At 53.2% G+C, this 14891-nt stretch carries 15 protein-coding genes and 1 rRNA gene; 8 read left to right on the top strand and 8 right to left on the bottom strand.

Features of this window, described 5'->3' with window-relative positions; all coding sequences use genetic code 11:
* The first annotated feature begins 7 nt into the window (after positions 1–7).
* The 3 genes from C813_RS41660 (at position 8) to tilS (ending at position 3952) form a co-directional block, all read left to right on the top strand.
* Complete coding sequence (locus tag C813_RS41660) at positions 8–2146, top strand: lysine decarboxylase LdcC (RefSeq protein WP_017458012.1); 2139 nt, start codon at positions 8–10, stop codon at positions 2144–2146.
* A 58-nt stretch (positions 2147–2204) separates the two neighbouring features.
* Positions 2205–2594, top strand: a complete 390-nt coding sequence (locus tag C813_RS41655; protein ID WP_017458013.1) for a VOC family protein — start codon at positions 2205–2207, stop codon at positions 2592–2594.
* A gap of 62 nt (positions 2595–2656) precedes the next feature.
* Entirely contained in the window at positions 2657–3952 is a 1296-nt protein-coding gene (tilS, locus tag C813_RS41650) for a tRNA lysidine(34) synthetase TilS (RefSeq protein ID WP_017458014.1), read from the top strand.
* 27 nt (positions 3953–3979) lie between these two features.
* On the opposite strand, the gene rof is transcribed toward tilS, so the two are convergent.
* Positions 3980–4240, bottom strand: coding sequence for a Rho-binding antiterminator (rof, locus tag C813_RS41645; protein ID WP_017458015.1), 261 nt, complete (start codon positions 4238–4240; stop codon positions 3980–3982).
* On the bottom strand, positions 4227–4427 hold the full coding sequence (locus tag C813_RS41640; protein ID WP_017458016.1) for a YaeP family protein: 201 nt from the start codon (positions 4425–4427) through the stop codon (positions 4227–4229). The genes rof and C813_RS41640 overlap by 14 nt, the downstream gene beginning before the upstream one ends.
* A 195-nt stretch (positions 4428–4622) precedes the next feature.
* Here C813_RS41640 and C813_RS41635 point away from each other — a divergent pair, with 195 nt between their 5' ends.
* Genes C813_RS41635 through nlpE form a run of 3 tightly spaced genes read left to right on the top strand, consistent with a single transcriptional unit; the run spans position 4623 to position 6321 of the window.
* Positions 4623–5171 carry a YaeQ family protein gene (locus C813_RS41635; RefSeq protein ID WP_017458017.1) on the top strand — a complete coding sequence of 183 codons (549 nt, stop codon included), beginning with the start codon at positions 4623–4625 and terminating at the stop codon, positions 5169–5171.
* Positions 5168–5590, top strand: coding sequence for an alternative ribosome rescue aminoacyl-tRNA hydrolase ArfB (gene arfB / locus C813_RS41630; protein WP_017458018.1), 423 nt, complete (start codon positions 5168–5170; stop codon positions 5588–5590). The genes C813_RS41635 and arfB overlap by 4 nt, the downstream gene beginning before the upstream one ends.
* Before the next feature lie 35 nt (positions 5591–5625).
* On the top strand, positions 5626–6321 hold the full coding sequence (gene nlpE, locus C813_RS41625; RefSeq protein ID WP_017458019.1) for an envelope stress response activation lipoprotein NlpE: 696 nt from the start codon (positions 5626–5628) through the stop codon (positions 6319–6321).
* 209 nt (positions 6322–6530) lie between these two features.
* Here nlpE and proS read toward each other — a convergent pair whose 3' ends face one another.
* The 6 genes from proS to metN all read right to left on the bottom strand — a co-directional run bounded on the left by proS (position 6531) and on the right by metN (position 12114).
* Positions 6531–8249 (bottom strand): proline--tRNA ligase, encoded by a 1719-nt coding sequence (gene proS / locus C813_RS41620; protein ID WP_017458020.1) that lies wholly within the window; start codon positions 8247–8249, stop codon positions 6531–6533.
* Between the two features lie 112 nt (positions 8250–8361).
* Entirely contained in the window at positions 8362–9069 is a 708-nt protein-coding gene (tsaA, locus tag C813_RS41615; protein ID WP_017458021.1) for a tRNA (N6-threonylcarbamoyladenosine(37)-N6)-methyltransferase TrmO, read from the bottom strand.
* Positions 9066–9470 carry an Rcs stress response system protein RcsF gene (rcsF, locus tag C813_RS41610; protein WP_017458022.1) on the bottom strand — a complete coding sequence of 135 codons (405 nt, stop codon included), beginning with the start codon at positions 9468–9470 and terminating at the stop codon, positions 9066–9068. The genes tsaA and rcsF overlap by 4 nt, the downstream gene beginning before the upstream one ends.
* Positions 9471–9578: 108 nt before the next feature.
* Positions 9579–10394: a methionine ABC transporter substrate-binding lipoprotein MetQ gene (gene metQ / locus C813_RS41605; protein WP_017458023.1), complete on the bottom strand. Its 816-nt coding sequence runs from the start codon at positions 10392–10394 to the stop codon at positions 9579–9581.
* A 42-nt stretch (positions 10395–10436) separates the two neighbouring features.
* On the bottom strand, positions 10437–11090 hold the full coding sequence (locus C813_RS41600) for a methionine ABC transporter permease MetI (RefSeq protein ID WP_017458024.1): 654 nt from the start codon (positions 11088–11090) through the stop codon (positions 10437–10439).
* Entirely contained in the window at positions 11083–12114 is a 1032-nt protein-coding gene (gene metN, locus C813_RS41595; protein ID WP_017458025.1) for a methionine ABC transporter ATP-binding protein MetN, read from the bottom strand. The genes C813_RS41600 and metN overlap by 8 nt, the downstream gene beginning before the upstream one ends.
* Before the next feature lie 189 nt (positions 12115–12303).
* Between metN and gmhB the strand changes: the two genes are divergently transcribed.
* Both gmhB and C813_RS41585 read left to right on the top strand, forming a co-directional pair.
* Positions 12304–12870, top strand: a complete 567-nt coding sequence (gene gmhB / locus C813_RS41590; RefSeq protein WP_017458026.1) for a D-glycero-beta-D-manno-heptose 1,7-bisphosphate 7-phosphatase — start codon at positions 12304–12306, stop codon at positions 12868–12870.
* Positions 12871–13260: 390 nt separating this feature from the next.
* A 16S ribosomal RNA gene (locus C813_RS41585) occupies positions 13261–14800 on the top strand.
* Positions 14801–14891 lie beyond the last annotated feature (91 nt).

Here is a 14891-nt window from a genome sequence, read left to right as displayed (position 1 = left end):
GGTAGCCGTGAATATTATTGCCATCATGGGACCACATGGCGTTTTCTATAAAGATGAGCCAATTAAGGAGCTGGAGCAGGCATTACAGGCCCAGGGTTTTCAACTTATCTGGCCGCAAAACAGCACCGACTTACTGAAATTTATCGAACACAACCCGCGCATCTGCGGCGTTATCTTTGACTGGGACGAGTACTCCCTCGATCTGTGCAGTGAAATCAATCAGCTTAACGAATATCTCCCACTGTATGCCTTTATCAATACCCACTCGACGATGGATGTCAGCATTCAGGATATGCGCATGGCGCTGTGGTTTTTTGAGTATGCGCTGGGCGTGTCCGAAGATATTGCTACGCGCATCGGTCAGTACACCCGCGAGTACCTCGAAACCATCACACCACCGTTTACCCGTGCGCTGTTTACCTATGTGAAAGAGGGCAAATATACCTTTTGTACGCCGGGACATATGGCGGGCACGGCTTATCAGAAAAGCCCGGTTGGCTGCCTGTTTTACGATTTTTTCGGCGGCAATACGTTAAAAGCGGATGTCTCTATTTCGGTCACGGAGTTGGGCTCGTTACTGGATCACACAGGCCCGCATCTGGAAGCCGAAGAGTATATCGCCCGCACCTTTGGCGCGGAGCAGAGCTACATGGTGACCAATGGTACTTCCACGTCGAATAAAATCGTTGGGATGTATGCCGCTCCGGCGGGCAGCACCTTGTTAATTGACCGTAACTGCCATAAGTCACTGGCGCATTTGCTGATGATGAGTGACGTTACGCCGCTATGGCTGAAGCCAGGGCGCAATGCATTGGGAATTTTGGGCGGTATTCCACGTCGTGAATTTACCCATGCCAGCATCGAACAGAAGGTGGCAAAAACGGCGGGCGCGCGCTGGCCGGTACACGCGGTGATCACCAACTCCACTTATGACGGACTGTTGTATAACACCGACTGGATCAAAAAGACGCTGGATGTGCCGTCGATCCACTTCGATTCTGCCTGGGTTCCGTATACCAATTTCCACCCGATCTACGCCGGGAAAAGCGGTATGAGCGGCGAGCGGGTGCCGGGAAAAGTGTTCTTTGAAACGCAATCGACGCACAAAATGCTGGCGGCATTTTCGCAGGCGTCGCTGATTCATATTAAAGGTGAATATGATGAAGACACCTTTAACGAAGCATTTATGATGCACACCACCACTTCGCCGAGTTACCCGCTGGTGGCCTCTATCGAAACGGCGGCTGCGATGCTGCGCGGTAATCCTGGCAAACGTCTGATTAACCGTTCCGTCGAGCGCGCGCTGCATTTCCGTAAAGAAGTTCAGCGGCTGAAAGATGAAGCCGATGGCTGGTTCTTTGATATCTGGCAGCCAGAAGAGATCGAAGAGGCAGACTGCTGGCCGGTTGCGCCCGGTGAAGCATGGCACGGTTTCCGTGATGCGGATGCCGACCATATGTTTCTCGATCCGGTTAAAGTGACCATTCTGACGCCGGGGATGGACGAGCAGGGGAATATGAGCGATGACGGGATCCCGGCGGCGCTGGTGGCGAAGTTTCTCGATGAACGCGGCGTGGTGGTCGAGAAAACCGGGCCCTATAATTTGCTGTTCCTGTTCAGTATTGGCATTGATAAAACCCGCGCGATGGGTTTGCTGCGTGGGTTGATGGAGTTTAAACGCGCTTACGATCTGAATCTGCGCGTGAAGAATATGCTGCCGGATCTCTATGCCGAAGATCCGGATTTCTACCGCAATATGCGCATTCAGGATCTGGCGCAAGGGATCCATAAGCTCATCCGCCAGCACGATCTTCCTCGTTTAATGCTGCAAGCGTTTGATGTGTTACCGGAAATGAAGCTGACGCCGCACCAGGCCTGGCAGCGGCAAATTCAGGGCGAAGTGGAAACTATTGAGCTGGAACGGCTGATTGGGCGGATTTCGGCGAATATGATCCTACCTTATCCGCCAGGCGTGCCGCTGGTGATGCCCGGTGAAATGATCACCGAAGCCAGCCGGGCCGTGCTGGATTTCCTGTTGATGCTCTGCGCTATTGGCCGCCACTATCCCGGTTTTGAGACGGATATTCACGGTGCGAAGCGGGACGAAGAGGGCGTTTACCGGGTACGAGTCCTAAAAGCCCGCTGAGCTATTGCGGGCAAACACCGGCAGGCGTAACGTTCTGGCATTCAGACAAGGAGAAACTATGCTGGGTTTAAAACAGGTTCATCATATTGCCATCATTGCTACGGACTACGCGAAGAGCAAAGCGTTTTACTGCGATATCCTGGGGTTTACGCTGCAAAGCGAAGTCTATCGCGAAGCTCGTGATTCATGGAAAGGCGACCTGGCGCTGAATGGCCAGTATGTGATTGAGCTGTTTTCCTTCCCGTTCCCGCCTGCGCGCCCCAGCCGGCCAGAAGCCTGCGGGCTGCGCCATCTCGCGTTTAGCGTTGATGACATCGACAAGGCGGTGGCGTATCTGGTTGCTCACGGTGTGCCGTGCGAAGAAATCCGCATCGATCCTTACACCGATAAACGTTTTACCTTCTTTACTGATCCTGATGGCCTGCCGCTGGAGCTTTACCAGCAGTAATACTTGCCACTTCCGCTAATGCCCGGTAACGTGCCGGGCATTACTCCGTTTTGAAAATCCCTATGACCACTCCCTTTTTTGCATCAATGCCGACCACATCGCGCCAGTTTCTGGTGGCGTTTAGCGGTGGGCTGGATTCGACGGTCCTGTTGCATAAATTGATGCTTTGGCGTCAGCAATTACCCGAACTCAAACTGCGCGCCATTCATATTCACCATGGGCTTAGCCCGCACGCCGATGCATGGGCGGAGCATTGTGAGGATATTTGCGCGCGCTGGCAGATTCCTCTTAGCGTCGTTCGTGTTCAAGTGGTGAATAATGGGGATGGAATCGAAGCGCAGGCGCGAAATGTTCGTTATCAAGCGTTTGCGGATGCATTGATGCCTGGTGAAGTGCTGGTGACGGCTCAGCATCTGGACGATCAATGCGAGACGTTCCTGTTGGCGTTAAAACGCGGCAGTGGGCCTGCCGGGCTGGCGGCCATGCCCGAAAGTATGCTTTTTGCCGGAACCCAGCTTATTCGTCCGTTACTGACACAAACTCGCGATGAGCTGCTCCAGTGGGCGCTTCACCATGCGCTGTCATGGATTGAGGATGAAAGTAACGCTGACGCCAGCTTTGATCGCAATTTTTTGCGCTTGCAGGTTTTACCGGTGCTGGCGGCGCGCTGGCCCCATTTCGCCGGCGCTGTTGCGCGTAGTGCCGCGCTGTGTGGCGAGCAAGAGCAGTTACTTGATGAGTTACTGGCAGAGGAACTTGAGGCGGCGACGACGGCTGAAGGGGCGCTGCAACTTGCCCCTCTTTACAGGCTAAGCGATGCGCGGCGTCGGGCGCTGCTGCGCCGCTGGTTGGCGCGGCGCGGCGCGGTCATGCCGTCACGCGCCATGCTTGATCGCTTATGGCTGGAAGTGGCGCTGGCGCGTGAAGATGCTTCGCCGTGTCTGCGACTTGGCGAATTCGAGGTACGTCGTTATCAGTCGTGCTTGTGGTGGATCCGCGCCATTGAAAGCCAGCGTGATACGCAACTGCCGTGGGTTGCGCCTTTCGAACCGCTAACATTACCGGCAGGTCTTGGCGAGCTGTCGCTATTGGCGGGAGGGGAAATCCGTACGCCCAACGCTGACGAGGCGGTTTCGATCCGTTTTCAGGCACCTGGCATGTTGCATATCGTCGGGCGCAGCGGCGGGCGCAAGCTGAAGAAAATCTGGCAGGAACTCGGTGTGGCACCCTGGCGACGCGATACCACGCCGCTGCTGTTTTATGGCGAGACGTTGATGGCGGCGGCGGGGTTATTCGTTACGCAAGAAGGGGCGAAAAGGGCGGAGGAAACGGGCATACGTCTTGAGTGGCGAAGATAACGGGCAACAGGCGCTGCCCGCAAAATGTCAGGACTCGCTCACCACAACGGTGCCGATTTCAGGATGGCTGAAGCTGGCAATTTTATCGAGACGCAGTTCGCGCGCGGCGCCTGCGACATCAACCACCAGATACTCCACATTTTTACGTGAGACTAAATCGTTGGCTTTGGCGCTGAGCACCTCGCCGTCTTTCATTTCCAGCTTCAATAAAAGATGATGCTGGCAGGCGAGTTCAAGGTTGTCATAGTCATCACAGTTGATGGGTTGATAGGCATCATTCATTGACATAATCGCTCACCAGTAAGTTCGCGGCAGCATACGCTGCCTTTTCCCTGACCGACTCTGAAAGGGTGTCATCCGACGCCATTTCATTCAGCACTTTCAACACGCACCCCAGCGCATCCGGGATATACCCTAAGTCTCCGCTGGCGATTTCCGCATAACGTCTGCGTACTAACTCACAATAATTGTTCACATCACCTCCTGTCAGCAACCTGACTTTACTGTGAGATAACACTAAGCCTACGAAGTTAAACTCTGTTTAGCAAGGTGACTATACCACAGCTTATTCGTCATTATCAGGGCGATGAATACCCACTGCGACAAGAGATAACAGCGCTTTATGCTTATATTCGCTACAATAGCGGCCATTTTATGAAGGAGCGGTGACATGGCATTAAAAGCGACAATTTATAAAGCGACGGTGAACGTTGCCGATTTGGATCGTAATCAGTTTTTAGATGCAACGCTGACGCTGGCTCGCCATCCTTCCGAGACGCAAGAACGCATGATGCTGCGCCTGCTGGCGTGGATGAAATACGCGGATGAACGCCTGCAATTTACCCGCGGTCTCAGCGCAGACGATGAACCGGAACTCTGGTTACGCAATGATTATCTGGGTATCGATTTGTGGATTGAGCTGGGGCTGCCGGATGAAAAACGGCTGAAGAAAGCCTGCTCACAGGCGAAAGAGGTGGCGCTTTTTACCTATAATTCACGCGCGGCGCAGATCTGGTGGCAGCAGAATCAGTCGCGCTGCTCGGTGTTTAGCAATCTGAGTATCTGGTATCTGGATGATGCGCAACTGGCCGGTTTGAGTGCGTTTGCCAGCGATCGCACCATGACGCTGCAAGCAACTTTGCAGGATGGCGCTATCTGGTTATCGGATGAGAGTCAGAATCTGGAGATCCACCTTGAAGCCTGGCAGCAGCCGCAATGATTGAGATCTCCCGTTCGGTCTCGATTGCTGACGACGAGCTGGAAATCACGGCTGTGCGGTCGCAGGGCGCGGGCGGGCAGCATGTCAATAAGAGCTCAACGGCGATCCACCTGCGTTTTGACATCCGGGCTTCAAGCCTGCCAGAGTATTACAAAGCGCGTTTACTGGAAGCGTCGCACCATCTGATTAGCAGCGAAGGCTGGGTGGTGATAAAAGCACAGGAATATCGCAGCCAGGAGATGAACCGCGAAGCGGCAATCGCTCGTCTGGTAGCGTTAATTAAAGAATTAACCGTTGTGCAAAAGAGCCGTCGGGCAACGCGACCAACCCGCGCATCAAAAGAGCGCCGGTTATCTGGCAAGGCGCAAAAGTCGTCGGTAAAGGCGTTACGCGGTAAAGTTCGTGGCCATGAAGGCTGACGGGTACTAACAGAATTGAGCATAAGGAATCGGGTGTGAAAAAAGCGATTTTATCTGTGCTGGCAGGGTGTACGCTCTTTGCGCTTTTCGGATGTAACAACCGTGGCGACGTCGAGACGGTGCAGCCAGCACACGTTGAAGAATTGAAACCGATGCAGCAAAGCTGGCGCGGTGTATTGCCCTGCGCGGATTGCGAAGGCATTGAAACCTCTCTGTTTCTGGATAAAGACGGTAGCTGGGTGATGAACCAGCGCTATCAGGGAGGAAAAGCGCCCGCGGTGTTTGCCACGTATGGGAACTGGGCGCGCACGGCGGATAAACTGATCCTCACTGATACGCACGGTGATAAAACCTTTTTCCGCGCCAAAGGCGAGGCGCTGGAGATGCTCGATCAGCAAGGCAATCCCATTACTTCTCAGCTCAACTACACGTTACAGCCAGTAAAAGCCGCGCTACCGGCGACGCCGATGGCGATGCGCGGCATGTATATGTACATGGCTGATGCGGCGGTATTTACCGATTGTGCAACCGGCAAGAAGGTAACCGTTGCCAGCAATGCGCAGCTTGAGCGTGACTACGCGGCAGCGCGGGGAACAGAAACCAAGCCGATTCTGCTGGTGGTTGAAGGGCATTTTACCGTTGAGCCAAACCCGGATACCGGTGCGGCGCAGAAAGTGCTGGTGACGAATAAGCGCGGTAAGTTTAGTCCCAATAAAGGCTGTGATGATTAAGCATTAGCAGTGCAAAATCCGCCTTTATAGAGGGCGGCTTGGGTTTATCGTGAAGGGCATGCGAAACCTGCGTTTACGATGAAACTTCTGTTGGTCATGCTTGATTTAAACCCAGTAATAATAAGGCAGCGCCAAAACCAGATGCCCGTCACGTGGGATTTCGGTAGTTATAAAAAAGCCCCGCATTGCGGGGCTTTTTGTTGGGGCGCTTAGCCTTTGATGGCTTTGACCAGATAATCGAGGATATCCCCGGTTTTGATCAGTTGCTTCTCGCCATTGCGACGGTATTTATATTCGATATCGTCGTTGTCGAGGTTGCGATCGCCAATCACCACCGTGTGTGGGATACCGATCAGTTCCATATCGGCAAACATTACACCCGGGCGCTCTTTACGATCGTCCATCAGCACTTCAATACCCTGCGCACGCAGTTCGGCGTAGAGTTTCTCCGCCAGTTCCTGCACGCGATAAGATTTGTGCATGTTCATTGGCAGCAGCGCGACCTGGAACGGCGCAATGGCGTCAGGCCAGATGATCCCGCGCTCGTCGTTGTTCTGCTCTATGGCCGCAGCCACAACACGCGTTACACCGATACCGTAGCAACCCATGGTCAGGATCTGGTTACGACCATCTTCGCCCTGCACAGCGGCGTTCAGCGCCTGAGAGTACTTGGTGCCCAGTTGGAAGATGTGACCGACTTCAATACCGCGTTTGATAAGCAGCGTACCTTTGCCATCCGGGCTCGGATCGCCGGCAACAACATTACGGATATCTGCCACTTCCGGGGTCGCCACATCGCGATCCCAGTTGATGCCAAAGTAGTGTTTGCCATCGATATTCGCGCCAGCAGAGAAGTCGCTCATCGCCGCAACGGTACGGTCAATGACGACCGGAACCGGCATGTTCACCGGGCCGAGCGAGCCAGGGCCTGCATTCACTATCGCGCGGATTTCCGCTTCGGTGGCGAAGGTCAACGGCGCGGCAACCTGTGGCAGTTTTTCCGCTTTAACTTCGTTCAGCTCATGATCGCCGCGTACCAGCAGCGCAACCAGCGGGGAGCTACTGCCTTCAACGGCTTTAACCAGCAGGGTTTTCACGGTTTTTTCAATCGGCAGGTTGAACTGCTCAACCAGCTCAGCGATGGTTTTGGCGTTCGGCGTGTCAACCAGCGTCATTTCCTGCGTTGCTGCAGCGCGCGGTTCTTTTGGTGCCAGCGCTTCGGCAAACTCAATGTTGGCGGCAAAATCGGAAGAGTCAGAGAAGATCACATCATCTTCACCGCTCTGCGCCAGCACCTGGAATTCATGCGAGGCGCTACCGCCGATCGAGCCCGTATCTGCCTGTACGGCGCGGAAATCCAGGCCCATCCGGCTGAAGATTTTGCTGTAAGCGGCGTACATTGCATCGTACGTCTCCTGCAACGATTCCTGAGAGGTATGGAAAGAGTAGGCATCTTTCATCAGGAATTCGCGTGAGCGCATGACGCCAAAACGCGGGCGCACTTCATCACGGAACTTGGTCTGGATCTGGAAGAAGTTCAGCGGCAACTGTTTGTACGAGTTCAGCTCGTTACGAATCAGGTCGGTGATCACTTCTTCATGCGTTGGGCCGAGGACAAATGGACGATCGCCGCGATCGACAAAACGCAGCAGTTCCGGGCCATATTGCTCCCAGCGGCCGCTTTCCTGCCACAGGTCGGCGGGCTGCACTACTGGCATGGACACCTCAATCGCACCGGCGTTATTCATCTCTTCACGCACGATGTTTTCGACTTTTTTCAGAACGCGCAAACCGGTTGGCAGCCAGGTGTATAACCCGGAGGCCAGTTTGCGGATCATCCCGGCGCGCAGCATCAGCTGGTGGCTGATGACTTCGGCATCGGCAGGCGTCTCCTTCAGAGTGGAGAGCAAGTATTGGCTAGTACGCATGTTGTTACGGTTCCATTTGGACAATCGGAACAGGCCTAAGACAGGCCTGACACAGAAAAAAGTGGTTTAGTTTATCAGCCTGGCAGAGATGCCAAAAGAGAGGGGGATAAAATTAGCGCGCTTCAAGCGCAAACACTTCAAAACCGCCATCGGTTACGCGCCAGCGCACGTTAAAATCTAACAGCCAGACGGCGTAGGTTTTTCCCTGCTCTTCCCCTTTCTTATAAGCCGGGCGCGGATCCTGCGCCAGCACTTCGTATAGAAAGGTTTTGAAATGCGGGTAGCGCTTTTCAAGCCCACTAAGCTGAGCTTCGACATCCGGCGTAAAGGTGACGGCGACATCAGCAGGAGGCGCTTGTTGCGCGTAGCTGGCTTGTGCGTGCGGCAAGGCTTCAGCAAACGGCAGATATGGCTTGATATCCACCACCGGCGTGCCATCGACCAGATCAAGACTGCCAAGTTGTAAAATCACCTGATCTTTCTGACAGCGGATGCCGTGCAACTCAACCAGCGACATGCCGATCGGGTTAGGGCGGAAGGTCGAACGCGTAGCGAACACACCCATTCTGGCGTTTCCTCCCAGCCGGGGCGGGCGCACAGTTGGTCGCCAGCCGCCTTCCATCGTTTGATGAAAAACGAAAAGCACCCACAGGTGGCTGAACTCTTCAAGGCCACGCACGGCATCGGGCTGGTTATAAGGAGGAAGCAAGTGAAGTTCGCCGCCGCCGTGTTTTACCAGCCCTGGCTGGCGCGGTACGGCAAACTTCTCTTTATACGGTGAGCGGATAACGCCGATTTGCTCGAAAGCAAATGTACTCATTTGGATGAGATATTCAGTGCTGAACCTACGCAAACCGCCTGACGGTAGCAACCCGGCGTGCCGCTGGTCACTTCGCAGCTGTGCTGCAGAACTGCGTTAGCTTTCAACTTAGATGCATTGATTTGCATGCGTTTACGCGCGGTAGGGATATTCGGCGGAGAGTCCTGGTTAGTTGCCTGGCAGGATTCACCGGTGACTTCGCCCAGATCGCGGAACGGTTTACCGACTAGCTCGGTGGCATCCGTAATAACCCGTACAGGGGCAGGACGCGTGACTTTCGGTTTCTCCGGTTCTACTTTTGGCGCCGCAGCGGTGCTTTTTACAGGTTCGACAGGAGATCTGCTTAGCAAGGAGCAGCCACTTAGCATGAGTGCTAATAAACAGATCGGTAAAGCACGCATAATATATCCTCGAAGTAATTTTCTTAACGCCGCTTATTGAATCAGGCGCGTGCACAAATGACAAGGCGGGCTTGCGCCCGCCTTGAATGATATTACAGACTGAGGAGATTACCAGCCTTTCACTGCACCGCCGTTGAAGACTTTATTTGCCGCTTCACTGACTTCGTCAGACTGGTAAGCCTGGACGAATTTCTTCACGTTTTCCGCGTCCTTATTATCTTCACGTGCGACGATCAGGTTGACGTACGGGGAGTCTTTATCTTCAACGAAGATGCCGTCTTTTTCCGGCGTCAGGCCAATCTGGCTGGCGTAAGTGGTGTTGATGACCGCCAGAGCAATCTGCGCATCGTCCAGTGAACGCGGCAGTTGCGGGGCTTCCAGTTCAACAATTTTCAGGTTTTTCGGGTTTTCGGTGATATCCAGCACGGTTGGCAGCAGACCCACGCCATCTTTCAGTTTGATAAGGCCCTGTTTTTGCAGCAACAGCAGGGAACGGCCGAGGTTGGTTGGGTCGTTCGGAACAGCTACCTGAGAACCATCCTGCAACTCAGACAGGGCTTTGATTTTTTTGGAGTAGCCAGCGATCGGGTAAACGAAAGTGTTGCCGACCGGAACCAGTTTGAAGCCACGGTCTTTGATCTGCTGATCCAGATACGGTTTATGCTGGAAAGCGTTCGCGTCAATGTCGCCTTTACTCAGCGCTTCGTTCGGCAGCACGTAGTCGTTAAAGGTAACCAGTTCAACGTCCAGGCCATATTTCTCTTTTGCGACTTTCTGCGCAACTTCAGCAACTTGCTGTTCGGCACCCACAATCACACCGACTTTGATGTGATTCGGATCTTTTTCGTCCTGGCCGCAACCTGCCAGTGCCAGAGAACCCAGCAGAGCACCAACTGCTGCAAAGGTCTTGAATTTAAAAGCCATGATATTTTCCTTTCTATCTGAGTCGTTATGTTGTGTGTAACGTTATTTATGCGTCACAGCCCGGACGATACGATCGCCAGCGAACTGAATTAAGTAAACCAGAACCACGAGCAATATCAGTACGGTATTCATCACTAATGGATTGTAGGTCACGTAGCCATATTGGATACCCAACTGACCTAAACCACCCGCACCGACGGCACCGCCCATTGCGGAGTAACCCACCAGAGTAATTAGCGTAATGGTCGCCGCGTTGATCAGCCCTGGCAGCGCTTCTGGCAGCAGAACTTTGCGAATGATCTGCATGGGGGTCGCGCCCATTGCGCGTGATGCTTCGATCAGACCCGCAGGAAGCTCCAGCAGGGTATTTTCTACCATGCGGGCAATAAACGGTGCGGCGCCTACGGTCAGTGGAACGATAACCGCATACAGACCAATAGATGTACCAACAATCACGCGGGTGAAAGGAATCATCCACACCAGCAAAATGATAAATGGGATGGATCGGAAAATATTCACCAGCGCGGAAATCACGCGATACAGCCCAGGGTTTTGCATGATTTGACCTGGACGCGTCACATACAGCAGCACACCGAACGGCAGACCGACGATAAAACCCAGCAGGCCTGAAGCAAAGGTCATAAATAATGTTTCCCAGATGCTGCGGGCAAAAAGCCACATCATTGCCTCAGACATAACCGAGTACCTCTACTTTTACATGGTGTTCTTGCAGCCAGGCGATCGCCGCCTGCGTATCCTCAGCGGTGCCGTGCATTTCGGTCAGCATAATGCCGAACTTCACACCGCCCGCGTAATCCATCTGCGCGCTGATAATATTGTTGTTCACGTTAAAACGACGCGCCGTTTCTGAGAGCAGCGGGGCATCGACGGATTGACCGGTAAATTCCATCCGCAGCATCGGTACGCTGTCCGCTTGCGGTTGCGCCTGTAAGCGTTGCAGGTAATCTTCCGGAATATCGAGGTGCAGTGTGGACTGGATAAACTGCTGCGCCAGTGGTGTTTTCGGATGGGAGAACACTTCGCTCACCGTATCCTGCTCAATCAGCTCACCGTTGCTGATCACTGCCACGCAATCGCAAATGCGTTTTACCACATCCATTTCATGCGTAATGAGCAGAATGGTCAGACCGAGGCGACGGTTAATGTCCTTCAGCAGTTCAAGAATAGAACGTGTTGTGGCCGGATCCAGAGCGCTGGTGGCTTCATCACATAACAACACTTTCGGGTTGCTGGCCAGCGCACGAGCAATAGCGACGCGCTGTTTTTGGCCGCCGGAAAGATTGGCCGGGTAGCTGTCGTGCTTATCTGCCAGACCTACCAGATCGAGAAGTTCTGTTACCCGGCGATTGATCTCTTCGCGCGAGGTGTTATCCAGCTCCAGCGGTAAAGCAACGTTACCGAAAACGGTTCGCGAAGAGAGCAGGTTGAAGTGCTGGAAGATCATGCCAATTTGGCGGCGCGCTTTGGTTAATTCCGCTTCTGACAACTGCGTCAGATCCTGACCGTCAACCAGAACGCTGCCCTGCGATGGGCGTTCAAGCAAGTTCACGCAGCGGATAAGCGTACTTTTCCCCGCACCTGACGCGCCAATAACGCCATAAATCTGGCCAGCAGGAACGTGCAGGCTAACGTTGTTCAGCGCCTGAATCGTACGGTTCCCCTGCTGGAACACTTTGGTGATATTCGAAAGTTTAATCATTAGATTATTTTTATCGTATGAGAGTTAGCCGTGGCATTTTCTTCTGCCGGTTACGACTTACAGCCGTAAACAGAGCGGATGGTAAGGCATCCAGACGTCTAAATCAATGTCACTCATCAACGATGAGCACTTTCCTGTGTAGCGAAACATGAGATACTAAGAACATATGCCTTTTTCAGGAGCAAACCCGTGGCAAAGTCTGTACCCGCTATTTTTCTCGATCGTGATGGCACTATTAATGTTGATCACGGCTATGTCCATGAGATCGACGAATTCGAATTTATTGATGGCGTTATTGATGCCATGCGCGAACTGAAAGAAATGGGTTACGCGTTGGTGCTGGTGACTAACCAGTCTGGTATTGCGCGCGGCAAATTCACCGAAGCGCAGTTTGAAACGTTAACCGAATGGATGGACTGGTCTTTAGCCGATCGCGGCGTTGATTTGGATGGTATCTACTATTGCCCACACCACCCGCAAGGAACAGTAGAGGAGTTCCGCCAGGTTTGTGACTGCCGTAAACCACACCCGGGCATGTTCATTTCGGCGCGCGATTTTCTGCACATTGATATGCCCGCTTCTTATATGGTTGGCGATAAGCTGGAAGATATGCAGGCGGCATCTGCCGCACAGGTAGGAACAAAAGTACTGGTACGCACCGGTAAACCTGTTACGCCGGAAGCTGAAAAGAGTGCCGATTGGGTGATTAATAGCCTCGCGGAGCTGCCTGCAGCCATTAAAAAGCACCAAAAATAGCCTTTATGACGAAAAGATGAGCGATTGAAATAAAAATGCATTTTTCCGCTTGTCATTCAGCTCGGGCTCCCTATAATGCGCCTCCATCGACACGGCGGATGTGAATCACTTCACACAAACAGCCGGTTCGGTTGAAGAGAAAAAATCCTGAAAATCAGGGTTGACTCTGAAAGAGGAAAGCGTAATATACGCCACCTCGCGACAGAGCGCTAAAGCGCGTCGCACCTGCTCTTTAACAATTTATCAGACAATCTGTGTGGGCACTCAGGGTGACTGGATTCTTAAACGTCCTCGGACGAAAAATGAATACCAAGTCTCAGTGAGTGAACACGTAATTCATTACGAAGTTCTTTTCTTTAGAAATAAAGAAACATTGAGCATCAAACTTTTAAATTGAAGAGTTTGATCATGGCTCAGATTGAACGCTGGCGGCAGGCCTAACACATGCAAGTCGAACGGTAGCACAGAGAGCTTGCTCTCGGGTGACGAGTGGCGGACGGGTGAGTAATGTCTGGGAAACTGCCTGATGGAGGGGGATAACTACTGGAAACGGTAGCTAATACCGCATAACGTCGCAAGACCAAAGAGGGGGACCTTCGGGCCTCTTGCCATCAGATGTGCCCAGATGGGATTAGCTAGTAGGTGGGGTAACGGCTCACCTAGGCGACGATCCCTAGCTGGTCTGAGAGGATGACCAGCCACACTGGAACTGAGACACGGTCCAGACTCCTACGGGAGGCAGCAGTGGGGAATATTGCACAATGGGCGCAAGCCTGATGCAGCCATGCCGCGTGTATGAAGAAGGCCTTCGGGTTGTAAAGTACTTTCAGCGGGGAGGAAGGGAGTAAGGTTAATAACCTTATTCATTGACGTTACCCGCAGAAGAAGCACCGGCTAACTCCGTGCCAGCAGCCGCGGTAATACGGAGGGTGCAAGCGTTAATCGGAATTACTGGGCGTAAAGCGCACGCAGGCGGTCTGTCAAGTCGGATGTGAAATCCCCGGGCTCAACCTGGGAACTGCATCCGAAACTGGCAGGCTTGAGTCTCGTAGAGGGAGGTAGAATTCCAGGTGTAGCGGTGAAATGCGTAGAGATCTGGAGGAATACCGGTGGCGAAGGCGGCCTCCTGGACGAAGACTGACGCTCAGGTGCGAAAGCGTGGGGAGCAAACAGGATTAGATACCCTGGTAGTCCACGCCGTAAACGATGTCTATTTGGAGGTTGTGCCCTTGAGGCGTGGCTTCCGGAGCTAACGCGTTAAATAGACCGCCTGGGGAGTACGGCCGCAAGGTTAAAACTCAAATGAATTGACGGGGGCCCGCACAAGCGGTGGAGCATGTGGTTTAATTCGATGCAACGCGAAGAACCTTACCTGGTCTTGACATCCACAGAACTTAGCAGAGATGCTTTGGTGCCTTCGGGAACTGTGAGACAGGTGCTGCATGGCTGTCGTCAGCTCGTGTTGTGAAATGTTGGGTTAAGTCCCGCAACGAGCGCAACCCTTATCCTTTGTTGCCAGCGGTCCGGCCGGGAACTCAAAGGAGACTGCCAGTGATAAACTGGAGGAAGGTGGGGATGACGTCAAGTCATCATGGCCCTTACGACCAGGGCTACACACGTGCTACAATGGCGCATACAAAGAGAAGCGACCTCGCGAGAGCAAGCGGACCTCATAAAGTGCGTCGTAGTCCGGATTGGAGTCTGCAACTCGACTCCATGAAGTCGGAATCGCTAGTAATCGTGGATCAGAATGCCACGGTGAATACGTTCCCGGGCCTTGTACACACCGCCCGTCACACCATGGGAGTGGGTTGCAAAAGAAGTAGGTAGCTTAACCTTCGGGAGGGCGCTTACCACTTTGTGATTCATGACTGGGGTGAAGTCGTAACAAGGTAACCGTAGGGGAACCTGCGGTTGGATCACCTCCTTACCTTAAAGAACCTGCCTCTGCAGTGTCCACACAGATTGTCTGATGAAAAGTAAATAGCAAGGCGTTTACGCGTCGGGAGTGAGGCTTAATA

This window comes from Kosakonia sacchari SP1 (genome assembly GCF_000300455.3).
Lineage (GTDB): Bacteria > Pseudomonadota > Gammaproteobacteria > Enterobacterales > Enterobacteriaceae > Kosakonia > Kosakonia sacchari.
The sequence above is the reverse complement of the archived record's forward strand: the minus strand, read 5'-3'. Positions and strand labels throughout refer to the sequence as shown.